The organism is Psychrobacter sp. H8-1 (assembly GCF_904846575.1).
In the GTDB taxonomy this organism is placed as follows: Bacteria; Pseudomonadota; Gammaproteobacteria; order Pseudomonadales; family Moraxellaceae; genus Psychrobacter; species Psychrobacter fulvigenes.
This window is the reverse complement of the sequence record NZ_CAJHBG010000001.1, coordinates 480,459-502,965: the sequence shown is the minus strand read 5'-3', so window position 1 is coordinate 502,965 and position 22,507 is coordinate 480,459. Positions and strand designations below refer to the sequence as shown.

Genomic DNA, 22,507 nt, shown 5'->3' with positions numbered 1-22,507 from the left:
AAAGGCGGCTATTTTAACAGCTTCTGGCTTTTAATGCAATTTACTTAGATTTTTTCTACTTTTTCAACCACATCAACTAAAGTCCATGACTTAGTTTTTGAGATTGGACGCGTTTCTTTGATGCGGACAAGGTCGCCTTGTTGGCAAACATTGTTTTCATCATGGGCTTTGATTTTAGTAGAACGACGAAGCTGCTTGCCATACAAAGGATGACGAACCAGACGTTCAATCAAAACCGTGATGGACTTGTCCATCTTGTCGCTGACAACTCGTCCTGTCAATATGCTAACATTGGTAGCTGTTTGATTGTTATCGCTCATGCGTCGCCTCGTTGTTTCTCGTTAATCAAAGTCTGAATCTGAGCAATCGTACGACGATTGCCTCTGACTTCATGAGTATTACCCAACTGACCGGTTGCTTTAGCCATACGAATACGGAAAGCATCAAGTTGCTTTTCATCAAGTAACTGGGTCAGCTCTTCTAATGATTTATCACGTAATTCACTGATCTTCATTACATTATCGTCCGCTTAACAATGGTAGTTTTAAAGGGCAGTTTTGCTGCAGCAAGCGTTAAAGCTTCGCGAGCAAGCTCTTCTGAGACCCCTTCGAGTTCATACAGCACTTTACCAGGTTTGACTTCGCATACCCAATATTCGACTGGACCTTTACCTTTACCCATACGTACTTCTAATGGCTTGTTGGTAATTGGTTTGTCTGGGAATACACGAATCCAGATTTTACCACCACGCTTAATTTTACGCGTAATGGTACGACGTGCTGCTTCAATTTGACGGGCAGTCATACGACCACGAGTCAAAGATTTTAGACCAATTTGTCCGAATGCAACGGTGCTTCCACGATGAGCAAGCCCAGTGTTACGACCTTTATGCATTTTACGAAACTTGGTACGTTTTGGCTGTAACATAGTTTAACCTCTGTCTGAGTTTCGACGGTTTCCACCACGACCACGGCGTTTTGGCGCACGAGTCTGCTCTTCTTTGACGGGATTGTATACGCTGTTCATACCGTCAAGGATTTCTCCGCGGAAAATCCAAACTTTTACACCAATGGTGCCGTAAGTGGTTTCTGCACGGACTGACGCATAGTCAATATCAGCGCGGAATGTATGCAGTGGCACACGACCTTCACGATACCATTCAGTACGAGCAATCTCAGCGCCACCAAGACGACCAGACAACTCAACTTTGATACCTTTAGCACCAGAGCGCATGCTGTTTTGTACGGCGCGCTTCATCGCACGGCGAAACATAACACGACGCTCAAGTTGGCTAGCAATACCATCTGCTACTAAACGTGCATCAAGATCAGGTGAAGTGATTTCTTCAATGTTGACCTGAGCAGGTACGCCCATCATTTTGGTCAATTCTTTTTGAAGTCTTTCAATATCTTCGCCTTTTTTGCCGATAACAATACCAGGACGCGCAGTGGCGATGGTAATCTTAGCAGCACCAGTAGGACGCTCAATCGTAATGTTGCTGATCATAGCGTTGTCTAGCTTTTTGCGTAGATACTCACGAACTTGAATGTCGTTGATCAGGTATTCTGAATACTGTTTAGGATCAGCATACCAGTTAGCATTATGCTTTTTGATAACACCAAGACGAATTCCGATTGGATGTACTTTTTGACCCATAACTTATTCTCCTACCTTTATAGTGATGTGACAGGTACGCTTGCTGATACGATCAGCGCGACCTTTTGCACGTGGTAGGATACGCTTTAGCGTGATGCCTTCATCAACATAGATAGTTGCGACTTTTAGGTCGTCAATATCTAGGCCGTGATTATGTTCGGCATTGGCGATGGCTGAGTTAAGGCATTTCTTAACAAACACAGCGCCTTTTTTATTGCTATACGTTAGGATATCCAAAGCACGCTCAATCGATTTGCCACGAACTTCATCAGCAACGAGTCTAACTTTTTGTGCCGAGATGGCGGCACCGCGTAATTTTGCAGTTACTTCCATGGTAAGCACCTTATCTCTTAGCTTTTCTGTCAATGCCATGACCACGATATGTACGAGTCGGGGCAAATTCACCTAGTTTATGACCAACCATCTGCTCACTTATGATAACCGGTACATGAGTACGGCCATTATGAACAGATAGGGTTAGGCCAACCATTTGTGGCAGGATCATCGAGCGGCGCGACCAAGTTTTAATGGGTTTGCGTGAGTTGGTGTCAATTGCATTCTCAACTTTGGCAAACAAGTGCGCGTCTATGAATGGACCTTTTTTCAATGAACGAGGCATGAAATTCTTCCTTTATTTCTTCTTGGCGCGACGGCGACGGATGATCATACTGTCAGTACGCTTATTATGACGCGTTTTAAGTCCTTTAGACTTCTGACCCCAAGGGCTGGTTGGATGGCGACCTTTGTTACGACCTTCACCACCACCATGCGGGTGATCAACTGGGTTCATTGCCACACCACGAACTGATGGGCGAACACCGCGCCAACGAGAAGCACCGGCTTTACCAAGTGATTTCAAGTTATTTTCAGTATTTGATACTTCACCAATAACTGCACGGCAGTTGACGTGTACACGACGTGTCTCGCCTGAACGTAGACGAAGAATCGCATAAATACCGTCACGACCTAGTAGCTGTACACCAGCACCCGCTGAACGAGCAATCTGTGCGCCTTTACCGATTTTAAGTTCGATATTATGGATCACAGTACCCAATGGGATGTTTTTAAGTGGTAAACAGTTACCTGGGCGAATTGGAGAGTTTTCACCTGACATTACTGTATCGCCAACTGCTTGTTTTTTAGCAGCGATGATATAGCGACGCTCACCATCAGCATACTTAAGCAATGCAATATGTGCAGTACGGTTAGGATCGTATTCAATACGCTCGACCGTGGCTGGGATATTGTCTTTGGTGCGTTTAAAATCAATAATACGGTAATGGTGCTTATGACCGCCGCCAATATGACGAGTCGTTATACGACCGTTATTATTACGACCACCTGACTTACTTTTTGATTCGAGAAGCGCTGCAAAAGGACGACCTTTGTAAAGGTGTGGATGCACCACTTTTTCAACAAAACGACGGCCTGGTGATGTTGGCTTTGCTTTTACGATAGGCATGAGTGTAATCCTTATTCGTTGTTCGCTGTTTCACTAGTAGAATCAGTCGTGTTTGCGACTTCTTCACCAGCATCAGCCATTTGTACATCTTGACCAGCTTTTAAGGTAACATAGGCTTTTTTATAGTCGTTACGACGGCCGATGCTCTTACCAAAACGCTTTGTCTTACCTTTAACATTCAAGGTGTTCACTCTAGTGACTTCAACACCTTCAAACATTAACTCAACTGCTTTTTTGATTTCACGCTTAGTAGCTTCAGTATCAACTTTGAATACTTGCACGCCAAGTGAGTCACCAAGCATTTGAGATTTTTCTGAGAAGACAGGTCCTCTTAAGACCTGATAAAGTCTTGCGTTATTCATGCTAGTGCTTCCTCAAATTGTTTCGCAGCTTCGACTGTCATGACCACTTTATCAAAGGCGATCAAGCTCACTGGATCCACTTCGTTTGTACCTAGTACATTGACGTGTGGAATATTGCGGGCTGCTAAGTATAAGTTTTCGTCAACTTCTTTGGTGACGATCAATGCACGCGGTGCATTTAAATCACTTAACTTCGCGATCAGCTCTTTGGTCTTAGGTGCAGAAACACTCAACTCTTCAACCAAGATTAGACGCTCTTGACGTACTAATTCGGCTAGGATGCACTGCATAGCACCGCGGTACATTTTACGGTTTACTTTTTGTGACCAGTCTTGTGGTTTTGCCGCGAATGCACGACCACCACCACGCCAGATTGGGCTACGAATTGAGCCTGCACGAGCGCGACCAGTACCTTTTTGGCGCCATGGCTTAATACCACCGCCAGAAACTTCGGCACGGGTTTTTTGTGCACGTGTACCTTGGCGAGCACCAGCAAGATATGCGGTGACGACTTGATGCACTAATGCTTCGTTGAATTCACGACCAAATGCCGTATCAGAAAGCTCAACCGCCGCACCTGTAACTGTTTTTAAATCCACGTTAATCCCCTTGCTTAGGCTTTGATTGACGGACGTACGATAACATCGCCACCGGTGGCACCTGGGATAGCGCCTTTGATGACAAGTAACCCTTTTTCTGCATCAACCGAGACCACTTCTAGGCCTTGAACGGTTACACGCTTATTACCCATCTGACCCGGCATCTTTTTACCTTTAAACACCTTGCCTGGTGACTGGTTTTGACCAGTTGAACCAAGGGCACGATGAGATACTGAGTTACCATGAGTAGCGTCTTGCATACTAAAGTTATGACGCTTTACGCCGCCTTGGAAGCCTTTACCTTTACTCTGTCCTGTGACATCAACCATCTGACCTTCTTCAAACAGGTCAGCTAGGATCTCACCGCCAATCTCACGACCTTCAAGATCGCTTTCATTGGCACGAAATTCCCAAACACCACGGCCAGCTTTAACGCCAGCTTTCGCGAAGTGACCTTTTTGTGCGGCTGTTACGCGGCTGTCACGACGTGTACCTGTAGTGATTTGGATGGCTTGATAGCCATCTGTATCAGTGTTTTTTACTTGAGTAATGCGGTTTGCATCGACCTCAACCACTGTAACAGGGATAGATGCGCCTGTTTCAGTGAAGACACGGGTCATGCCGCATTTTTTACCGACTAAACCGATCGCCATTTTTAACCTCTTTATATCTTCTATTAATGGGTTGGGTGTTTATGGGCATTAACCCAAAGCAATTTGAACGTCAACACCCGCCGCTAGATCTAACTTCATCAATGCGTCCACAGTTTTGTCAGTAGGCTGAACGATATCAACCATGCGCTTGTGAGTACGGATTTCGTACTGGTCACGAGCGTCTTTATTGACGTGTGGCGAGGTTAGAACGTTGAAGCGCTCAATGCGAGTCGGCAACGGTACAGGACCACAAATTTGCGCACCAGTGCGCTTTGCAGTATCGACAATCTCTTGCGCCGACTGATCAATCAGACGATGATCAAAAGATTTGAGTCGGATACGGATTCTCTGGTTAGCCATGCCAGCAAGCTCCTAATATGTGCTTTCGTCATTCTTGCTGTGCAAGTGGATGACCAAAAGCCGTTTGGTTAAAGATTCACTTCAAGCGGCTTAATATTCTTTTAATAGAACGAGCAGCGTGCTAAAAGCAAAATAATTTAAAGCCCCGCCAACCCTCCCACTTTTATGGATGTCAGCAAAGGCATAATGAAATAGTGCTAGAAACGATGCTCTAGCTGTAACAGCGACCGCTTTTACTTAGGCGGAAGCTTATAATTCAGTGGTGTATATTATACAGACAATTCATCTGATTGCAACACCAATATTTAGAACCTTTATCAAAGATAATATGCCCAAAAACCCCTCTTTTATATAAAGATTCGTCATGTTTATAAATGCTATTAGTCTAATACAATATCATATTGTTCTTGAGTATATAGATTTTCTACTTCAAAAGTAATCACTCTGCCTAATAGGTATTCTAAATCTGCAACCGTATCAGCCTCTGTAGTCAGCAATAAGTCAATAACAGCTGCATGAGCCACGACGGTGAATTTTTTGGGTGAGTTGTAAGTACGGGCACAGCGCATAATTTCACGAAATATCTCAAAGCATACCGTTTCAGCGGTTTTGACAAACCCTCGACCCTGACAAGTGGAGCAGGGTTCGCACAGCTGTTGACCAAGCGACTCGCGAGTACGCTTACGAGTCATTTCAACCAGCCCAAGCTCGCTGACCTGCGTAATTTTAGTTTTTGCATAATCTTGAGTAAGCTGTGCCTGTAAGCTCTCAAGCACGTCATCTTTGTGTTGTTGCTCAAGCATATCGATAAAATCTAGAATAATAATGCCGCCTAGATTACGTAAGCGCAACTGTCGAGCGATAGCATGTGTGGCTTCTAGATTAGTCTTGTAAACTGTATCCTCTAATGAGCGACCACCAACAAAAGAGCCTGTATTAACATCAATCGTCGTCATAGCTTCGGTCTGATCGATGATCAGATAGCCGCCAGACTTGAGATCGACACGGCGCTTTAGTGCATCACGCAGATCTTCCTCAACGCGGTGGACATCAAACAGTGACTGCTCAGCAGTATAATGCACAATGCGATCATAGACGAAAGGCACGAACTCTTTGGCAAAGTAGCGAACTTGCTCATAGATTTGCGCGTTATCGATAATGACCTTTTCAGTATCAGCATGCACTAAGTCGCGAATGGAGCGCAGTGGCAGTGACAACTCTTGATAGATAAGCTCTGAGCTTTGATGGTGGGTAATTTCTTGACGACGAGCGCAGATAGTGCGCCATAGCTGTACCAGATAATAGATGTCTTCTTCTAGCTTAGCCATCGGTACTTTCTCAGCAGCGGTACGAGCTATCAGACCGCCTTGCAGATTCACTGTCTGCATAAGGCTGGTCAGCTCAGTTTTGAGACGTAGGCGCTCCTCTTCTCCATCAATACGCTGTGAGATACCAACGTGGTCGCTGGACGGTAGATAAACCAAATAGCGTGAAGGCAGTGAAATATTGGTGGTTAAGCGTGCCCCTTTACTGCCCAATTGATCTTTGGTCACTTGTACCAAAATACGTTGACCTTCGTGCAAGCGATGCTGAATCAAGGTTTTGCTAGCAACAACAACCTCCTTTGCTTGGGTACTGACAACAGGCGGTGTCGGCGCCAGACTGTCAGCTGATGGTTGTTCACTCTTTATATCAGAATCTGTATCAGAAACAGTGATAAGGTCTTCGGCTGCTTTATTTTTATTTTTTGCAACGGGTCTTGGTTCACGCTGCATATCATTGACATGCAAAAATGCGGTTCTTGATTGACCGATATCGACAAAAGCAGCCTGCATACCTGGTAATACGCGCACGACTGTGCCCATGTAAATATTACCTACCAAGCCTAGCTTATGATGACGCTCAATATAAATCTCACCAAGCACACCATTATCCAAGACTGCCACACGGGATTCCATCGGACTGACATTAATCAGCAGCTCTTCAGACATAGTGCCTCTTCTTATATTGCTTATCTTTATTAATAATCATTGGTTTTATTAATAAATAATAGAAAACAACTCAATTAAGTTGATGATTTTTTGTGACTGTACAACAGTGTAACAAATGCACCTCTACCCTGCCCACTGTCCTGCCGTATCATTATGTGTCTTAACTGTCTCTGTTATACCTCCTCAGCGCTAGTGCTATTTCGTGCAGCATCAATCAAGGCCAGTGTTTGCGCCAAAGGTAGCCCTACCACATTGGTGTAGCTACCATTAATACGTGTCACCCATGCTGCGGCTAAGCCTTGAATACCGTAACCACCTGCTTTATCGGCAGGCTCGCCGCTATCCCAATAGCCCTCCATCATTGCCCGTGTTAAAGGCACAAAACTCACTTCTGTACTTTCGATAATTTGTTTTTGCCACACTACTGGTAATGGCTCATTGTTTATGGGTCTACCAGCAACTTTCCTCTGCTTATCAAGTGATGAAGTCGAGACCAAGGTAGCTTGTACAGCAGTCCATACTTGATGAGTGCTGTCAGACATTTGCTGCCACATGCTTTGAGCATGCTTGAAGTCTGTAGGCTTAACCAGTACCGTTTTGCCGTCGGGCAACACCCCAATCGTGTCAGCAGTGAGAATAAGAAACGATTCACCATCAATTATGCTGTGAGAGTTATTATCTGCAAATTCTAAACTTATCTGGCTAACAGCAGCTGCAGCTTTGGCCGCGACCATACGCTGAATGTAGTCTTTTGGATGCTCATCGTCATACGGTGTTTCATTTATATCGACACCCATGATAGTGAAGTCTACTTGTGCACGCGTCAGTAGCTCGCGCCGACGCGGTGAGCCTGATGCAAGAATGATGTTCATTATTACTCTCTTATTATACCAATCTCAAAAAAGTTCGATTAGCGACGTCAAACTCGCTGAGCCTATGTAAGTATAGTGCTTGGTGTAGTGCTTACAGTCGTTTTGCTAGCTACTGTAATTTTTGGAAATGGTATTTCTTATCATTGACTTAGAATTTATCTGTGACTTAGGAGCTGTGTAAATTAGAAAGTCATCAGCAAGGATAAAGCCAAGCACTTGGCAGACTTTCATTGCCTATCATTTACTATCTACCGAAATTTTAGCGAGTAAATTTACGCAGTGCCAACAGCACAAGCGGCCAACTGATCATACTCATAAGTAATGAAAGACCTGACTGAGCAACAAACTGACTTTGCGTAATAAGCTGTAATATCCATAACGTTAACTGAAAGGCCAGTAACCCTATTGTTGCTATCAACCAAGCGCTAGCCGCATTTAGCTGCTTGATATAAATACTGCTAAACTTGAGCACCATGGCAACGATTACAGCTGAAAAGGCTTGTTGGCCAAGGCGAGTATCCATCAATAAATCAGCAATAATACCAATCACAAAAGCGATAATGATTCCGACATACCGTGGCTGAAATAGTAGCCAAAAAATGAGCACCATGATCATGACCATTGGACGCAGTGTCGCCATGCTAGGACTTAGTGGATAGACGTTGAGCGAAGAGGATATGACGAAGCTGAATGCAATCGTCATCAATAATATGCCAGTTGCATGCTCGGAGTTGGAATTCGTCATGAATATTACCTTAACGATTATTTGGCAGCTGCTACTTTAATGCTGAGTAGGATACGCTACTGCTGATAAGGTCTCAGAGCTCACCTCACTAGGCGAGTATGGCCGCAGCACTTCCGTATCGCTGGCCAAGTCGCTGAGCTTGGAGGGCAAAAATCCTGACGGCTTAGTTTGATTGCTTATCACTTTATCTTGTAAGATCAATACATAAGCATTATCGACAAAGTTTGCTGCTGGAGTCACATCGATACTTCTAAAGTTGTCCGCTTGCGTGTCTTTGATGTGAGCGATGCGCCCAACTCTATAGCCTGCTGGAATACGTCCACCAAGTCCTGATGAGATTAACTCATCGCCAACTCGTACGTCTGAGGTTTTGAATACGTAATTGAGACGTAATGAGGTCGGTATACCTTCTCCAGTAACGATGCCGCGTTGACCAGTCCGTTTGATGGTCACGGCAACCGACTGCTGATCATCAGTGATCAATAACAAGCGACTGGTATTTGGATAAACATTGATAATCTGTCCCAAGATACCATCTTCGTCGATGACCGTTTGCCCAACTTGTACGCCATCTTGCGCGCCTTTGTTAAGCACCACGATTTGCTTTAATAAGTTAGTATCCGTACCAATAACTTGAGCCAGATTCAAATCGAACAACTCAGGTTTGGTAGTCGATAAGATACCTTGCAAACGCGCATTCTGTGCCAAGATATAATCCTGCTGCTGCAGTTTCGCTTGTGCATGGATCAGCTGTGATTTCAATTGTACGTTTTCACGACGTAAGGCTTCTTTTGATTGCGCGCTCCCTTTCGCCCAATGTGCAGCATAGCTTGGCAATAAAGAGAACTGATAAATCGGCTGCATGGCAGCATGGCTAGTATTGCGTACGGGATTAAACCATTCTGGATTTTTGCTATCGAACCACATCAGTATCAGCGCCACTATCAAAGCGATAGCAGTCCTGCGAAGTGCGAGCGGTTGGCGGGCAAAAATACTTGGGATCATAGGGTATCTAATAAGAGCAGTAGCCAGTACTGAGTATAAAGGTATTATATGAATTGAGGAGTCAAATGCCAGTAGTTGATGCAATAAAGGCAGTCTATTGACCGCCTTTATTTATATCACTCTCATTTAAACGTCAGTCAAACTTATACAAAAATCATATTTAGGCTTTTATTATTAATAAAATCAAGCGCCATACCACCGCCGCGGCTGACACAGGTAAGCGGATCTTCGGCAACGGTGACTGGTAGACCCGTCTCTTGTGAGATCAGCTTATCTAAATCACGTAATAGAGCGCCGCCGCCAGTCAGTACAATACCGCGCTCGGCAATATCGGATGACAGCTCAGGTGGGGTTTGCTCTAACGCGGCTTTCACTGCGCTTACGATACCACTTAAAGGATCACTCAATGCTTTTTGGATTTCGTCTGAATTGACCGTAAAAGTCTTAGGTACCCCTTCAGCCATACTGCGGCCACGTACTTCTACTTCTAGCTGTTCATCGTTGCTCAGTGCTGAGCCCACTTCTTGCTTGATACGCTCAGCGGTCGTCTCACCGATGACACAACCATGTGTCCGGCGTACATGGGTAATGATGGCATCATCAAACATATCACCGCCAATGCGAATCGACTCTGCATACACACAGCCTGACAAGGCAATAACCGCAATCTCAGTGGTACCGCCACCAATATCCACCACCATAGAACCACTGGCCTCATGAACGGGCATTCCTGCACCGATAGCAGCTGCCATTGGCTCTTCTAGCAGCATTACTTTGTTTGCCCCTGCTGATGAGACCGCTTCACGGATGGCTTTACGCTCAACCAAGGTAGACTTGCACGGCACACAAACCACGACATTTGGCTGCGCCATAAACCGTCTGGCTTTTACTTTGGTAATGAAATGCTTGAGCATCTTTTGCGTGACTTCAAAGTCCGCAATCACGCCATCTTTTAGAGGACGAATGGCAGTAATATTGGCAGGCGTACGACCAAGCATCTGCTTGGCATCGATACCAACAGCAGCAACCGTAGGGTTTTGCGTGCGATTACTACGTAGGGCGACTACTGTAGGCTCATCGAGCACCACGCCTCTATTAGGAATAAAGATTAAGGTATTCGCAGTACCAAGGTCGATAGCGATGTTATTTGATAAAAATCCAAACGGGTTCATTAATATATCCAGCGTCTTACAAATGAGGCGAATGAGGGTGACTGAGGTGATACTCGTCGGCGTTGATTAGATCAATCTGTCGCGCTCACGTTAACAAAAGCTTAGCCGTGCGACAAGTCAAAACTAAACAATAATGGCTGTAGCTATAATGACAGTATATAGAAACAGGGCTAAATTATACCGATTTAGCTCAAAAAAAACACAGGTATTTGCATGGTTAAGCAAGGATTTCAAATTTAAATGCTAGAATTTGTTACAGAGGTTCAAGTGGCTCTCTTAAACCAATTAAGGATTTAATAATAAATTCTTGTATCTATGCCGTGCCTTTCTTATCGATATACCCTGTTGGTATGCAGGATACTGTAACGCATTTGACGCTTTATTTGTTAAGCAATTGATAATACATCAATAACTATAGTCAAGGAATTTTAAAATCGCTACAAGGCAACCGACCGCAGATAGTACACTAAGTACATCTAGGGCGGATAACACCGTAGCGATTTAAAAGTGCTCCGACCATACAACGTCACTTTATCATGACTCGCTATAATAAGTGCTAACCAAATCTTAGGTTTTTATAATGAATGCTCTTAAGCTTGACGCCACCATTGGATAGTATGACGGTTGATTTTTCATCAAGTTCCATGAAAACACATGCGCTATTATTACTGATAGAGTACACACCTGCTAAGATTATGCTGCAATCGACCCCCTCCTCTGTAAACTTGGCACAGATGCTTTATAATAAAGCGGCTCAAATGCTTTATAATCAATCATCCAAATTAAGCCAAAATATTATAAAAAATATTAGCATTGTTAAACCATAGGCTTAAATCAGGCATAAATCATGCCAAACGTATTTATCATCGATAATCTATAAGCAGCTTGGTCATTATTAGCAAGCGCTTACACCAACAGAAACTGTCCTTCACTGGAGAAATTATGTCACAGCAACCGTCAACGTCTGACAGTAGTGTCAGCCGTCAGGAAATTCTAGAAGTAGCTAAGCTTGCACGCCTAGGTGTCGATGAGGACACTGCTAGCAGCTATGCCGATGATATCAGTAAGGTATTAACATTGATGGACACCTTAGCTGCTGTCGATACTGCCGATCTCACTCCGCTAGCGAACATTCACGAAGTTTGCCAAGAGCTGCGTGCTGATGTGGCAAAACACGATATCAACCGTGAGCGCAATCAATCAATGGCACCTGCTGTTGAGCAAGGCTTGTACTTGGTGCCACAGGTCATTGAATAACCTCTTACGCTTGTATTTTTCATTATCTTTTATTTTATGCAATTAACATTTTGACGGACGACACCTTATGTCTGAACTTCATCATTTAAGTACCCAGCAGCTGGTTACCGGCTTGCAAGACAAACAATTTAGCAGCCTTGAGCTGACTGAGCACTTTCTCAAGCGCATCGACGCTTTTGATAACAAGATTAATAGCTTTATCACTCATACTTCTGAGACAGCACGCGCGCAAGCGCAAGCGGCTGACGAGATGCGTGCGCAAGGCGATAAGCGACCACTACTGGGCGTGCCTATGGCGCACAAAGATATCTTTTGCACCCAAGGCGTGTTGACCACTTGTGGCTCTAAAATGCTGCATAACTTCATCTCACCTTATAACGCCACTATCGTGAGCAATATTGATAAAGCTGGCATGATTAGCCTTGGTAAACTCAATATGGATGAGTTTGCGATGGGCTCGGATAACGTTAGCTCTTATTATGGCGCAGTACATAACCCTTGGAAGCTTGATCATGTCCCTGGCGGCTCATCTGGTGGTAGCGCGGCGGCAGTCGCGGCAGGCTTCGTACCGGTAGCGACAGGTAGTGATACAGGCGGCTCTATTCGTCAGCCAGCATCATTCTGTGGGTTGACGGGTATTAAGCCTACCTATGGCCGCGTCTCACGCTTTGGCATGATTGCCTATGCATCGAGTCTCGACCAAGCTGGCAGTATGGGCCGCAGCGCAAAAGACTGTGCATACCTGCTACAGCCTATGGTCGGTCATGACCCACGCGATGCTACTTCTATCAAACATGATATCCCTGACTATGTGCAAGACATCAATGATGCCGAAGCAATCGCTGGTGATAAGCCACTTGCAGGTCTGCGTATCGGTGTGGCAAAAGAGTATTTCAGTCAGGGCTTGAACGCTGAAGTTGAGCAATCAGTCCGCGCAGCATTGCAAAAGTATGAAGAGCTTGGTGCGACCATCGTTGAAGTAAACATTACTGATCCTGAGATCACCCTAGCAACTTACTATATGCTCGCACCTGCTGAAGCCTCATCAAACCTATCACGCTTCGATGGCGTACGCTTTGGTTATCGCTGTGAAAACCCAACAGATCTAATAGATCTTTATACACGCTCACGCTCTGAAGGTTTTGGTCCTGAAGTGCAGCGCCGTATCTTGATGGGTACTTATGCGTTGTCTGCAGGTTATTTTGATGCTTACTACACCAAAGCACAAAAAATCCGCCGTTTGATTATCAAAGACTTTGATGATGCCTTTGCCAATTGCGATGTCATCGCCAGTCCAACGGCACCGACGCCTGCTTATAAGCTTAGTGAAAATCTGGATCCTGCTTCGATGTATCTGGGTGACGTCTACACTATCGCTGTCAACCTTGCTGGTCTGCCTGCCATCAGTCAGCCAGTTGGTTTATCAAAAGACGGGTTACCAATAGGTCTACAGCTAATCGGTCAGCATTGGCAAGAGAGCAAATTGCTCACCACTGCGCATCTATTTCAGCAGCATACTGACCATCACTTACAACATTCTGCTATTGCACAGGAGACGGTATAATGAATACAGTCACTGATAACAACGCCGTTCGTACTGACTTACTCGTCGATGGATATGAAGTGGTCATCGGTATTGAGATTCACTGCCAACTAAATACAGACAGTAAAATATTCTCAAGCGCGCCGACGGATTTTGGTCACGAGCCGAACACCCAAGCCAGTATCGTTGATTTGGGCCTGCCTGGTGTGTTGCCTGTCCTTAATAGCGGCGTCGTTGATCGCGCTCTAAAGTTTGGTATTGGTGTCAATGCTGAGCTAGGTTTATTCAACACCTTTGACCGTAAAAACTACTTTTATCCTGACCTGCCTAAAGGCTATCAAATCACTCAAATGGCTAACCCGATCGTGGGCAAAGGCTATATCGATGTGGTGGTCAATGAAGGTGAGAAGAGTGAGTATCCCAAACGCATGGGAGTCACTCGCGCGCATTTAGAAGAAGATGCTGGCAAGTCAGTACATGATGCCGTCGATGGCATGACTGGCGTCGACCTCAATCGTGCTGGTACACCGCTGATTGAGATTGTCTCTGAACCTGATATGCGCTCAGCCAATGAAGCCCTTGCTTATATCAAAGCCATTCATCAACTGGTCACTTGGCTTGGGATTTCTGATGCCGTGATGGCTGAAGGCTCGTTCCGCTGTGATTGTAACGTCTCGGTGCGCAAACCTGGTGCAGAATTGGGTACGCGTACGGAATTGAAAAACCTGAACTCGTTCCGCTTCATTGAGCGCGCAATCAATCGTGAAATCGAGCGTCAAATCGATATCATCGAAGACGGTGGTAAAATCGTACAAGCAACGATGCTTTATGATCCAGAGCGCGACGAAACCCGCTCGATGCGTACTAAAGAAGACGCCAACGATTATCGCTATTTCCCTGACCCTGACCTGCTACCTGTACATATTGAGCAGCATACAGTTGATGCCATTAAGGCCGCAATGCCTGAGTTACCAGTTGCTCGCCGTGCACGCTTTGAAGAAGCGCTTGGGCTGTCAGTATATGATGCGCGTATCTTGACTGGTAGCCGTCAGCTGGCTGATTACTTCGAAGATGTGGTCGCAGAAGTTGGTCAGCAAGACGCCAAGATGGCGGCAAACTGGGTCATGGGTGACTTACTGGGTGCGCTTAACAAGGACGATCAAGACATCATTGATCCCCCAATTAGCGCCAAGCAGTTAGCTGGCATGCTAAAACGCATTAAAGATGACACCTTATCAGGTAAGCTTGCCAAAAAAGTCTTTAGCGCCCTGTATGAGCGCGAAGGCGGTAGCGATGATGATGCAGCCGACAAAATCATCGAAGCCAAAGGCCTTAAGCAAGAAACCGATACTGGCGCGATTAAGGCCATGGTAGAAGAAGTGATTGCGAACAATCAGACCATGGTTGAAGAGTATAAGGGCGGTAAACAAAAAGCCTTTAATGGTCTGGTCGGACAAGTAATGAAAGCTAGCCGCGGTAGCGCCAACCCACAACAGGTTAATCAGATTCTAAAAGAGCTATTAGACTAAGGTTTATTGCTAATAGAGCGCACTGACTGCTCTCCCTAAAGTTTGCTTGCGTATAGAAGGAGATAATTAACCCTTGCAATGTGTACGATTTTGGGTAGAATAGTCAGTCATTCGGGGCGTAGCGCAGTCTGGTAGCGCACTACACTGGGGGTGTAGGGGTCGCAGGTTCAAATCCTGCCGTTCCGACCAAACACAATATTAGGGCTGACCGTCATAGACCGTCAGCCCTTTATTTTGGGCGTTTTTTAGGTTTTCACTACCTTGTAGGTGTATGGCGTCCTATATAGAATGTTGGTATTATTGTTGGTATCGAGCAGTACCAACATGAACAATACCAACAAAGGAGAACGCCATGCCCTTAACTCATACAGGTATCAATAAGCTACAGCCTAGCCCCACCTCTATTGCCACAAAACGACCTGATAAACATAGCGATGGTAACGGGCTGCAACTATGGGTGCGTTATACGGGCGTTAAGTCTTGGATCAGCGCCTACCGCTGGCAAGGCAAACAGCAAACGCTCACTATTGGCACTTATCCAGTAATGAGCTTACAAAGTGCGCGCCAGCGCAATCTTGAAATCAAAAGATTAATAGCGGATGGCATCAATCCAAAAGACGATAAGAAAAAAACACAAGCAGACAATGACGGATCAAGGTCTTTCGATACGATAGCTCAGCGTTGGCATAATGACCGTAAAGCACATATAACCCCTACTACCCATAGCCGCGACTACTCACAATATCAGCGCGATATTAAGCCCGCCATTGGTCATAAGAATATAGATGACATTACCGCGCCTGATATTTTGGCTATCGGTAAAGCTATCGAAGCGAGAGGCGCAACTGACATGGCGCATCGTGCAATACGCCAAACGGGGCAGATATTCAAGCAAGCGATACGTGAGGGAATTGTCACTCACAACCCTGCCAACAACCTAACCGAAGCCCTGCAGCCGCATAAGGTCAAGCATTATCCACGTGTGACCAGTCAGCAATTACCCAAACTACTACAAGACATTAATGCTTACGGCGGTCATTTACTGGTCAGGCTGGGCTTTTGGGTGTTGTGCTACACCTTTGTACGCACGAAAGAGCTACGCCTGATGGAATGGGAAGAAATCGACTACAAAGCCAAAATATGGCGCATACCAGCCGACAAGATGAAAATGGACAGACCGCATCAAGTGCCGCTTGCACCTCAAGTGCTAGCAATACTTGAGCAAATAAAGGCGCTGGGCTTATCGGACAGATACGTCTTTTATAATATTGAGCACCACCAGCCCTATAGTGAAAATGCCTTTAGCAACGCACTCAAGCGTATGGGCTATAAAGATAAGATGACCGGACACGGCTTTCGTGGTCTTGCCAGCACGACACTACACGAGCAAGGATTTAAGCATGAGGCAATAGAGGCGCAGCTGGCCCACGAAAAAGAAAACAAGGTTAGTAAAGCCTATAACGGTGCTCAATACTTAGCCTGCCGAACCGATATGATGCACCAGTGGGCAAACTTTGTTGATGCCGCCTTTGCAGGCAAGATTGATAACATCATACATGGTAACTTCAAACAACAAGCACAACAGCTAGGCTAAATAACAATTGATAGTATCACTATATGATACTATAATAACCATAGAGCTAGGGATATACCATGCAACGTAAGCACCTAAAGACACTTAACATTATCTTTACTAAGCCTATATCAGCAAATATAAAATGGGCAGATATTGAAGCCCTATTTATAGCATTAGGGGCACAGGTTAGCGAACGGGCAGGATCAAGAATAGCGGTAGTGTTAGATGGTGAGGTACAGGTTTACCACCGACCACACCCCCAGCCGACAACAGATAAGGGCGCAGTAGCTAGCGTTCGCAAGTGGCTAGATAGCTTGGGATATAGCCCTATTGATGAAACCAAAGATAGCGCACCCGTAACTAATGATGATAAGGAGTAATCATGAAAAATATTATGATGATTAATGACCACAAAGCAATCATTCAATATGATCCTGAACTGGATTTATTCCGTGGGGAATTTGTAGGGCTAAATGGTGGGGCTGACTTTTACGGTGAAAGTATTACTAATTTAGAAAGTGAGGGCAGCCAGTCACTACAAGCCTTTATGGACGTATGCAAAGAGAACGGTATTGATCCTTATAAAAGCTTTTCAGGTAAGTTTATGACACGCATACCCAGTGATCTACATGAACAGGTTAGCACTATTGCTACCAGTCACGGTATGAGCCTTAATCAATGGGTTACTGATACGCTTACCAATGCCATTAATGACGAAGGTATGGCATAACGACTATGCAAGGCTAGGACTAATTACCCGAACGACAGCTATTCACACCCTTATACTGTCAGCGCCTTGCACCTATTTTAATTTAAGGGTGTAGGGTGTGAACGTGAGCTATCCGACCAAACACAATATTAGGGCTGACCGTCATAGACCGTCAGCCCTTTATTGTGGGCGTTTTTTAGGTTTTTAAGACAACCACCCTTTTTTCTTGGACATTTATTGAGTTTTTAAGACAATATATATAAAACATCCTGCACTCTATATATAAATTACAATAAAAAAGCGGTGAAAAATCATACTTTTACTCAGAAAATAACCCTAATCTGACAGGCAAACCCTCACAACAACCGTTCGTCTATAAATACTGGCAAAGAAAACTGTTTATTTGCTAAATTGAAACCTGGAAAATTTTTTGATCCGTCTTTAGGAGGTTAATATGGATAATGAGTTGAAAGGTAGTAATCTGGCTATTGTCATGCTAAAACGTGGTGACAAAAAAATATGGTGTGCCGTTAGTGACAATAGTGATGAAGAAGCAATGACAGATCATGATGGCAATGACTTCACTGCTTATATAGTAGCATTTGAGGACGGTTATTTTTATTGTACTGGCGGTATGCAATGGTTATATGCTGTTCCAATCCAGATAAATGAAATAGTTCATCAAGAAATAATGTGTTAACTCATATCCTTTACATAAACCTGATAATCATTACAGGTTTTTTCTTGCCTAAGACCCTGTTAAAACCAAAAAAACAATAATAGCATCCATACCAATCCCACCTACGGAAAGTTTAAAAAGTGTTCATAACGCCCTTTTAATAGCTACTTAATCAACCTCAGCGACAAGTTACTTTAGCTATCAAAAAATGTATGAAGCAGTAGAACTCTCTAAGCTAGTCGCAAAAATAATACCAACAAAACCACGAGATCTCTGTAGTATTTGGCACATAATGTCGAAACTTGCGAGCCTATTCGTTATCGCTAGTCCACAGTATGGGAGCCAGTTAAACCTATCGAATAGGGACAAAAAAGCCAGCCATTGATATGTCAATGGCTGGCTTTTACAGGTATATTTAAGTTCTAAATAGAATCTATATTAATTTTCTATTAAACAGACGCTTTGGTAATCTTGCTGAGCTCTTCATTGATTTTGAAGGTTTTTGCTTTAATATCGGTAAATCCAAAAGACTCTAGTCTTTGAGTGTGTTTTGCTAAATATCTATTGGCATCGTCTAAGTTATCAAAAACATAAATACCACCCGCTTCTTGAGTCTCTTCATTCTCTGTCCATATTTTTGAGACCAAACCTTCTTCTGTTGCGATATCTTCTGCCAGCTCTTTCATCGCTGTAAAGAACTCATCACCAAAAAGTCCACTATATGGAAAGTCGATCTGCAAAAGGTATTTCATGTTAGCTTCCTAATTTTTCTATAATATACTAAATTATATATTGTATACAGGTTTTGTCAACCTGCTAAAACCCAAATCCATCTATATAAAAAGCTTATTTAAAACAAACCCTACTTATCGCACACTTAGAACCGAAACATCATAACGGTATATAGACTTTTTCTTATGAAGCAGTTAGGGTATTTATTAATCCAATTATGATGGTTCAAATTATGACCGAGCCAACTGCTCGTCCGTCTCCTGATCTCATACAGGCTAACATTGTAAATACCGCTCCGTGGGAGCGCTATCGACGCCCTTATGTGCGCGATTTGGCTTATGTATTAGCATGCCCCACTGTCTTGACTAAGTGGGTAGACTTTGCGCCGAATGAGCTTACACAAGCCGTGACAGTCCATCATAGCAGCTTTTGGCATATGCAATTCGAGGCTTACCGCGCGCGCCTAAATGAGTTAGAGAACACCTCTGCTTATCAAGAGCTGACCCGCTATTTACTCGCGCGTCCCAGTCCCAATCGCTTGGGCTTTCATTTTGAAGGATTATTGTCTTTTTGGCTAGAAGACGGCTTTGCGAAAAAACTACATCCGTATGAGTTGCTTGCAAGTAATGTGCAATTGTTTCGCGGTAAGCAAACTGCTGGTGAGCTAGATTTGGTTTTATACAATCATCAAGACAGTCGTACCGAACATTGGGAATTAGCCATTAAGTTTTTTATGGGATCAGCACCTTTTGAGCCTATCAATTGGGTAGGTATCAACTCTAATGACAACCTGCAGCGCAAAATGACACACATGCAGACCAAGCAGTTTTGCGCACTACGAGTAGATACCAAAGATCATGGACAAGTCAAGATCGATAAGCGTTTTGCGGTGATAAAGGGGCGATTCTTTTTGCCCATGAACTGCGCTGACTTTCATTATCCTGATTGGCTTGAACCTGAATTTCCTATGCATCGATGGCTAGCAGCATCCAATAATCAGGGCGACAATGGTAACGATAATCAATATCGCGATAATCAACACACGCAGCATGAATGCATCGCTGAGCGGTTATCTGATGTGACGGCCTTTCGCCGTGCTCACTATATAGAATGGTTCACTCAGCGGCGCTTTTATAATAAAAATGACAATATCATCAAAGCAGCACCCGCTTTGGCAACACTGCAACAAGGTTTGTACTTTGTCAAATCACCTGCACAACCTTCTTTTAATCAGTACAATACACCCTATCCAAATTCTTACACAGATTATAAGCCTATTGTCATCTTGCGAACTGACGCCTATGCGGATCAAACTAAATAACCTAGCCTAGCTTGGGCTGGTTTTAGTAAAGCACTTAACCTATTTAGACTTAATTTATCTAGTAAGTTTCTATCACTTGCATCAGCTCATATCTGAGCATATCAGCACTGGGTAAGCGCTCGGCATGAAACCGCACAATGGGTATGCCAGCACTGGCGAGTGCTTTGTCTTTTTTATCATCGGCTTTTTGGCGAGTTTTGCTACTGTGAGTCCAATCATCTAGCTCAATAGCGACTAAGGTTGTCTGTGCATCATTATCGACGATCACATAATCGACACTTTGACGGCAAATACGGTTGAACCAAAAGCTACGCTCAGAGGCTTCGTCGCTATTGCTTTGGATAACGCGTGAGAGCTGAACTTGGACAAATATATGATATTCTGGTAGCGCATTTTTGAGCTTGTGAAAAAATATGACTTCCGTATCTGTCATGATGGGCATCGGCTCAAAAGGCCAGATAGCCAAATCATCACCACGCACTGGTTGCGGGTCAGGCTCGGTACTCCTACCAAATACTGCCAATAACTTTGGTAATGTAATTAGCCCTAAAAAACCGACGGCTAATACCAAAAAAACAACGCCAAACGACATAGCTTTACCTTATACGATATTTAGGATGACGGTATTTGAAGTCTCTATACCGTCAATCACAGCGTGACAACCATTGATGGCTAGCACGTGATACAGGGAAAAAATAAAGGAATAGTAAATCGACCTCATACTATCCGAGCTGATGGCTATCTACAACTCATAAACCACAAAACACGACAATATATGTCGTGTTTTGAAAATTAACTGATTTAAAGTAAGAAGGTGTTTAATTTTTAGAGACTACTTCTTAAAGGCTTATAAGTTACTTTTGGGTATTAGTCATGACTCAAGTTAGCATATCAACGCCAGTATAGTACCCAAGCGCCAGTGGTATTCACTTTAGGGTCAGTATTGATCTTATCCTTCAGGGCTAACGCAGCAACCTTACCGCGCTCAGGGCCAACGATGACACGTACGCCGCGACTGGTAGCACTGGTTTTGACTTGATAGCCCGCTGACTTAAACTTCTTCGCCACCTCGTCAGCAGACGCCTGATTGCCTGCTAAGGCAACTTGTACACCAAAGTCGCCTTTGGCATCCGTTTGCTTTACTTCTTGACGTGCTTCACGTAGCTTTTGCTGCGCTTCTCGTTTTGCTTCAGCTGACTTTTTCGCCTGCTCCGCTTCCTTTTTCCTTTTTTCCTCGGCTGCCGCCGCTTCACGCTCTAAACGCTCAACTTGCTTACGTGAAGGAATGGTCAGAGTTTGACCTAACTGTAGGGAGGCTGAAGGTGATAAATCATTGGCTTGTGCTAATGCTGCAACTGGCACATTGTACTGGCGTGCTAACCTTAACAAACCATCACCGCGCTTAACATCATAATCGATCGGTGCTGTCGGTGGAGCGCTTTTTGCAGCTTCAGCTGCTGCTTTTGCTTCTGCCTGTTTTTTCTGTTCGGCTGCGGCCTGCTCTTCTGCCTTTTTCTGAGCGTCGGCTTTTTTCTTAGCGTCTGCCTCAGCTTGTTTTTTGGCTTCTTCTTGTTTCTTAGCCTCTGCTAGCTTTTTGGCCTCAGCTTCAGCCTGTTTTTTTGCTTGCGTTTGTGCAGCAGCTTCCTGTGCTTTTTTCTCAGCTTGGGCAGCGCTATTGCTATCAGCGACATTGGTAGCAGTCACCTCAGTATCTGTTCGTGGTTGGACTGCTGGCGTGGCAATAGCATTCTGTGCGGCTTCTGGACTGTCTTCATCGCCGCCTGTAGATGTCATATTTGCTCTATATTGCTGATTCTCCGCCCGAGCTTTGGCCAGTGCTTGCGCTTCAGCGCTTTCTTGCTCTGCCAAAAACTCCTGTGCCCGCTTCTCTTGCTCAGCAACACGCGCTGCACGCTCTTTTTGTTTTTGCGCCAATATACGTTTTTCTGTATCAATATCTGTGGTCAATGGTGCGCTTACTGCTTGCTGAGTAGAGGTTTGATCGACGATGGCAGGCGCTGCCGTTTGGCCATCACCAGAACCAATCTGCTGTACCATAGCGTATAGCATCACGCTACCACCTATAATCATCCCGATGCCCAATAAGGCTTGTCTCGAAAAATTCATCCGTTTACGTCTCTTAGTTGGTAAAAAGGTTGATTGCTAGGCGCGACTACAACAGTCTGCCCACTATAAATCAGATAGCAAAAGTCATCTCATTTTTATGAAAGTGCTTTGATTATAAAACATATTTTTTGCGCTGTCTGCTATCGCACACTTCTTA

27 protein-coding genes and 1 tRNA gene are annotated in these 22,507 nt (G+C 44.4%); 9 read left to right on the top strand and 19 right to left on the bottom strand.

The annotated features are described in order from the left end of the window. Positions 1-44: 44 nt before the first annotated feature. From rpsQ to JMY01_RS02085, 16 genes are all read right to left on the bottom strand, one after another. Positions 45-320 carry a 30S ribosomal protein S17 gene (rpsQ, locus tag JMY01_RS02160; protein ID WP_201574029.1) on the bottom strand — a complete coding sequence of 92 codons (276 nt, stop codon included), beginning with the start codon at positions 318-320 and terminating at the stop codon, positions 45-47. Further along, complete coding sequence (gene rpmC, locus JMY01_RS02155) at positions 317-514, bottom strand: 50S ribosomal protein L29 (RefSeq protein WP_201574028.1); 198 nt, start codon at positions 512-514, stop codon at positions 317-319. The genes rpsQ and rpmC overlap by 4 nt, the downstream gene beginning before the upstream one ends. Beyond that, a complete protein-coding gene (rplP, locus tag JMY01_RS02150) occupies positions 514-927 on the bottom strand; it encodes a 50S ribosomal protein L16 (protein WP_201574027.1) in 414 nt (137 codons plus the stop codon). The genes rpmC and rplP overlap by 1 nt, the downstream gene beginning before the upstream one ends. A gap of 3 nt (positions 928-930) precedes the next feature. Continuing rightward, complete coding sequence (gene rpsC / locus JMY01_RS02145) at positions 931-1,656, bottom strand: 30S ribosomal protein S3 (protein WP_201574026.1); 726 nt, start codon at positions 1,654-1,656, stop codon at positions 931-933. 3 nt (positions 1,657-1,659) lie between these two features. Next, complete coding sequence (rplV, locus tag JMY01_RS02140) at positions 1,660-1,989, bottom strand: 50S ribosomal protein L22 (protein WP_021813373.1); 330 nt, start codon at positions 1,987-1,989, stop codon at positions 1,660-1,662. Between the two features lie 10 nt (positions 1,990-1,999). Then, complete coding sequence (gene rpsS / locus JMY01_RS02135; protein ID WP_025644410.1) at positions 2,000-2,275, bottom strand: 30S ribosomal protein S19; 276 nt, start codon at positions 2,273-2,275, stop codon at positions 2,000-2,002. A gap of 12 nt (positions 2,276-2,287) precedes the next feature. Then, the gene (rplB, locus tag JMY01_RS02130; protein WP_201574025.1) at positions 2,288-3,118 is read right to left on the bottom strand and encodes a 50S ribosomal protein L2; all 831 of its coding nucleotides are present in this window, start codon (positions 3,116-3,118) and stop codon (positions 2,288-2,290) included. A gap of 11 nt (positions 3,119-3,129) precedes the next feature. Beyond that, entirely contained in the window at positions 3,130-3,480 is a 351-nt protein-coding gene (gene rplW, locus JMY01_RS02125) for a 50S ribosomal protein L23 (RefSeq protein ID WP_201574024.1), read from the bottom strand. Next, the gene (rplD, locus tag JMY01_RS02120) at positions 3,477-4,079 is read right to left on the bottom strand and encodes a 50S ribosomal protein L4 (RefSeq protein ID WP_201574023.1); all 603 of its coding nucleotides are present in this window, start codon (positions 4,077-4,079) and stop codon (positions 3,477-3,479) included. Before rplD ends, rplW begins: the two co-directional genes overlap by 4 nt. A gap of 14 nt (positions 4,080-4,093) precedes the next feature. Continuing rightward, positions 4,094-4,732 carry a 50S ribosomal protein L3 gene (gene rplC / locus JMY01_RS02115; protein ID WP_201574022.1) on the bottom strand — a complete coding sequence of 213 codons (639 nt, stop codon included), beginning with the start codon at positions 4,730-4,732 and terminating at the stop codon, positions 4,094-4,096. Positions 4,733-4,780: 48 nt separating this feature from the next. Next, positions 4,781-5,092 (bottom strand): 30S ribosomal protein S10, encoded by a 312-nt coding sequence (gene rpsJ / locus JMY01_RS02110; protein ID WP_169393475.1) that lies wholly within the window; start codon positions 5,090-5,092, stop codon positions 4,781-4,783. 380 nt (positions 5,093-5,472) lie between these two features. After that, on the bottom strand, positions 5,473-7,083 hold the full coding sequence (locus JMY01_RS02105) for an Rne/Rng family ribonuclease (RefSeq protein WP_201574021.1): 1,611 nt from the start codon (positions 7,081-7,083) through the stop codon (positions 5,473-5,475). A gap of 173 nt (positions 7,084-7,256) precedes the next feature. After that, positions 7,257-7,955, bottom strand: a complete 699-nt coding sequence (locus tag JMY01_RS02100) for a nucleoside triphosphate pyrophosphatase (protein WP_201574020.1) — start codon at positions 7,953-7,955, stop codon at positions 7,257-7,259. Positions 7,956-8,214: 259 nt separating this feature from the next. Beyond that, positions 8,215-8,700 (bottom strand): rod shape-determining protein MreD, encoded by a 486-nt coding sequence (gene mreD, locus JMY01_RS02095; protein ID WP_201574019.1) that lies wholly within the window; start codon positions 8,698-8,700, stop codon positions 8,215-8,217. Positions 8,701-8,736: 36 nt separating this feature from the next. Continuing rightward, positions 8,737-9,705 carry a rod shape-determining protein MreC gene (gene mreC / locus JMY01_RS02090; RefSeq protein ID WP_227677628.1) on the bottom strand — a complete coding sequence of 323 codons (969 nt, stop codon included), beginning with the start codon at positions 9,703-9,705 and terminating at the stop codon, positions 8,737-8,739. Positions 9,706-9,848: 143 nt separating this feature from the next. Then, positions 9,849-10,877: a rod shape-determining protein gene (locus JMY01_RS02085; protein WP_201574018.1), complete on the bottom strand. Its 1,029-nt coding sequence runs from the start codon at positions 10,875-10,877 to the stop codon at positions 9,849-9,851. Between the two features lie 942 nt (positions 10,878-11,819). Here JMY01_RS02085 and gatC point away from each other — a divergent pair. The 8 genes from gatC (at position 11,820) to JMY01_RS02045 (ending at position 18,191) form a co-directional block, all read left to right on the top strand. Then, the gene (gatC, locus tag JMY01_RS02080) at positions 11,820-12,134 is read left to right on the top strand and encodes an Asp-tRNA(Asn)/Glu-tRNA(Gln) amidotransferase subunit GatC (RefSeq protein ID WP_201574017.1); all 315 of its coding nucleotides are present in this window, start codon (positions 11,820-11,822) and stop codon (positions 12,132-12,134) included. Positions 12,135-12,201: 67 nt separating this feature from the next. After that, a complete protein-coding gene (gene gatA, locus JMY01_RS02075; RefSeq protein ID WP_201574016.1) occupies positions 12,202-13,698 on the top strand; it encodes an Asp-tRNA(Asn)/Glu-tRNA(Gln) amidotransferase subunit GatA in 1,497 nt (498 codons plus the stop codon). Beyond that, positions 13,698-15,206, top strand: coding sequence for an Asp-tRNA(Asn)/Glu-tRNA(Gln) amidotransferase subunit GatB (gene gatB, locus JMY01_RS02070; RefSeq protein WP_201574015.1), 1,509 nt, complete (start codon positions 13,698-13,700; stop codon positions 15,204-15,206). Before gatA ends, gatB begins: the two co-directional genes overlap by 1 nt. A 112-nt stretch (positions 15,207-15,318) precedes the next feature. Next, positions 15,319-15,395, top strand: a tRNA-Pro gene (locus JMY01_RS02065). A gap of 163 nt (positions 15,396-15,558) precedes the next feature. Continuing rightward, a complete protein-coding gene (locus JMY01_RS02060) occupies positions 15,559-16,800 on the top strand; it encodes an integrase arm-type DNA-binding domain-containing protein (protein ID WP_201574014.1) in 1,242 nt (413 codons plus the stop codon). A 59-nt stretch (positions 16,801-16,859) separates the two neighbouring features. Beyond that, the gene (locus tag JMY01_RS02055) at positions 16,860-17,162 is read left to right on the top strand and encodes a type II toxin-antitoxin system HicA family toxin (protein ID WP_201574013.1); all 303 of its coding nucleotides are present in this window, start codon (positions 16,860-16,862) and stop codon (positions 17,160-17,162) included. A gap of 2 nt (positions 17,163-17,164) precedes the next feature. Further along, complete coding sequence (locus JMY01_RS02050) at positions 17,165-17,512, top strand: type II toxin-antitoxin system HicB family antitoxin (protein WP_201574012.1); 348 nt, start codon at positions 17,165-17,167, stop codon at positions 17,510-17,512. Positions 17,513-17,945: 433 nt separating this feature from the next. Further along, a complete protein-coding gene (locus tag JMY01_RS02045) occupies positions 17,946-18,191 on the top strand; it encodes a hypothetical protein (protein ID WP_201574011.1) in 246 nt (81 codons plus the stop codon). 428 nt (positions 18,192-18,619) lie between these two features. Here JMY01_RS02045 and JMY01_RS02040 read toward each other — a convergent pair whose 3' ends face one another. Further along, complete coding sequence (locus tag JMY01_RS02040) at positions 18,620-18,922, bottom strand: monooxygenase (RefSeq protein WP_201574010.1); 303 nt, start codon at positions 18,920-18,922, stop codon at positions 18,620-18,622. Between the two features lie 212 nt (positions 18,923-19,134). On the opposite strand from JMY01_RS02040, the gene JMY01_RS02035 reads away from it, so the two are divergent. Continuing rightward, positions 19,135-20,223 (top strand): DUF1853 family protein, encoded by a 1,089-nt coding sequence (locus JMY01_RS02035; RefSeq protein WP_201574009.1) that lies wholly within the window; start codon positions 19,135-19,137, stop codon positions 20,221-20,223. Between the two features lie 58 nt (positions 20,224-20,281). On the opposite strand, the gene JMY01_RS02030 is transcribed toward JMY01_RS02035, so the two are convergent. Together JMY01_RS02030 and JMY01_RS02025 are read right to left on the bottom strand one after the other, a co-directional pair. Next, positions 20,282-20,815, bottom strand: a complete 534-nt coding sequence (locus tag JMY01_RS02030) for a DUF2726 domain-containing protein (protein WP_201574008.1) — start codon at positions 20,813-20,815, stop codon at positions 20,282-20,284. Between the two features lie 299 nt (positions 20,816-21,114). Continuing rightward, positions 21,115-22,350, bottom strand: coding sequence for a LysM peptidoglycan-binding domain-containing protein (locus JMY01_RS02025; protein WP_201574007.1), 1,236 nt, complete (start codon positions 22,348-22,350; stop codon positions 21,115-21,117). Positions 22,351-22,507 lie beyond the last annotated feature (157 nt).

Excerpts from the sequence above, each read along its gene's own strand:
- rpsQ (WP_201574029.1), bottom strand. The coding sequence starts at position 320 with ATGAGCGATAACAATCAAACAGCTACCAATGTTAGCATATTGACAGGA.
- rpmC (WP_201574028.1), bottom strand. The coding sequence starts at position 514 with ATGAAGATCAGTGAATTACGTGATAAATCATTAGAAGAGCTGACCCAG.
- rplP (WP_201574027.1), bottom strand. The coding sequence starts at position 927 with ATGTTACAGCCAAAACGTACCAAGTTTCGTAAAATGCATAAAGGTCGT.
- rpsC (WP_201574026.1), bottom strand. The coding sequence starts at position 1,656 with ATGGGTCAAAAAGTACATCCAATCGGAATTCGTCTTGGTGTTATCAAA.
- rplV (WP_021813373.1), bottom strand. The coding sequence starts at position 1,989 with ATGGAAGTAACTGCAAAATTACGCGGTGCCGCCATCTCGGCACAAAAA.
- rpsS (WP_025644410.1), bottom strand. The coding sequence starts at position 2,275 with ATGCCTCGTTCATTGAAAAAAGGTCCATTCATAGACGCGCACTTGTTT.
- rplB (WP_201574025.1), bottom strand. The coding sequence starts at position 3,118 with ATGCCTATCGTAAAAGCAAAGCCAACATCACCAGGCCGTCGTTTTGTT.
- rplW (WP_201574024.1), bottom strand. The coding sequence starts at position 3,480 with ATGAATAACGCAAGACTTTATCAGGTCTTAAGAGGACCTGTCTTCTCA.
- rplC (WP_201574022.1), bottom strand. The coding sequence starts at position 4,732 with ATGGCGATCGGTTTAGTCGGTAAAAAATGCGGCATGACCCGTGTCTTC.
- rpsJ (WP_169393475.1), bottom strand. The coding sequence starts at position 5,092 with ATGGCTAACCAGAGAATCCGTATCCGACTCAAATCTTTTGATCATCGT.
- JMY01_RS02105 (WP_201574021.1), bottom strand. The coding sequence starts at position 7,083 with ATGTCTGAAGAGCTGCTGATTAATGTCAGTCCGATGGAATCCCGTGTG.
- JMY01_RS02100 (WP_201574020.1), bottom strand. The coding sequence starts at position 7,955 with ATGAACATCATTCTTGCATCAGGCTCACCGCGTCGGCGCGAGCTACTG.
- mreD (WP_201574019.1), bottom strand. The coding sequence starts at position 8,700 with ATGACGAATTCCAACTCCGAGCATGCAACTGGCATATTATTGATGACG.
- mreC (WP_227677628.1), bottom strand. The coding sequence starts at position 9,705 with ATGATCCCAAGTATTTTTGCCCGCCAACCGCTCGCACTTCGCAGGACT.
- JMY01_RS02085 (WP_201574018.1), bottom strand. The coding sequence starts at position 10,877 with ATGAACCCGTTTGGATTTTTATCAAATAACATCGCTATCGACCTTGGT.
- gatC (WP_201574017.1), top strand. The coding sequence starts at position 11,820 with ATGTCACAGCAACCGTCAACGTCTGACAGTAGTGTCAGCCGTCAGGAA.
- gatA (WP_201574016.1), top strand. The coding sequence starts at position 12,202 with ATGTCTGAACTTCATCATTTAAGTACCCAGCAGCTGGTTACCGGCTTG.
- gatB (WP_201574015.1), top strand. The coding sequence starts at position 13,698 with ATGAATACAGTCACTGATAACAACGCCGTTCGTACTGACTTACTCGTC.
- JMY01_RS02060 (WP_201574014.1), top strand. The coding sequence starts at position 15,559 with ATGCCCTTAACTCATACAGGTATCAATAAGCTACAGCCTAGCCCCACC.
- JMY01_RS02055 (WP_201574013.1), top strand. The coding sequence starts at position 16,860 with ATGCAACGTAAGCACCTAAAGACACTTAACATTATCTTTACTAAGCCT.
- JMY01_RS02050 (WP_201574012.1), top strand. The coding sequence starts at position 17,165 with ATGAAAAATATTATGATGATTAATGACCACAAAGCAATCATTCAATAT.
- JMY01_RS02045 (WP_201574011.1), top strand. The coding sequence starts at position 17,946 with ATGGATAATGAGTTGAAAGGTAGTAATCTGGCTATTGTCATGCTAAAA.
- JMY01_RS02040 (WP_201574010.1), bottom strand. The coding sequence starts at position 18,922 with ATGAAATACCTTTTGCAGATCGACTTTCCATATAGTGGACTTTTTGGT.
- JMY01_RS02035 (WP_201574009.1), top strand. The coding sequence starts at position 19,135 with ATGACCGAGCCAACTGCTCGTCCGTCTCCTGATCTCATACAGGCTAAC.
- JMY01_RS02030 (WP_201574008.1), bottom strand. The coding sequence starts at position 20,815 with ATGTCGTTTGGCGTTGTTTTTTTGGTATTAGCCGTCGGTTTTTTAGGG.
- JMY01_RS02025 (WP_201574007.1), bottom strand. The coding sequence starts at position 22,350 with ATGAATTTTTCGAGACAAGCCTTATTGGGCATCGGGATGATTATAGGT.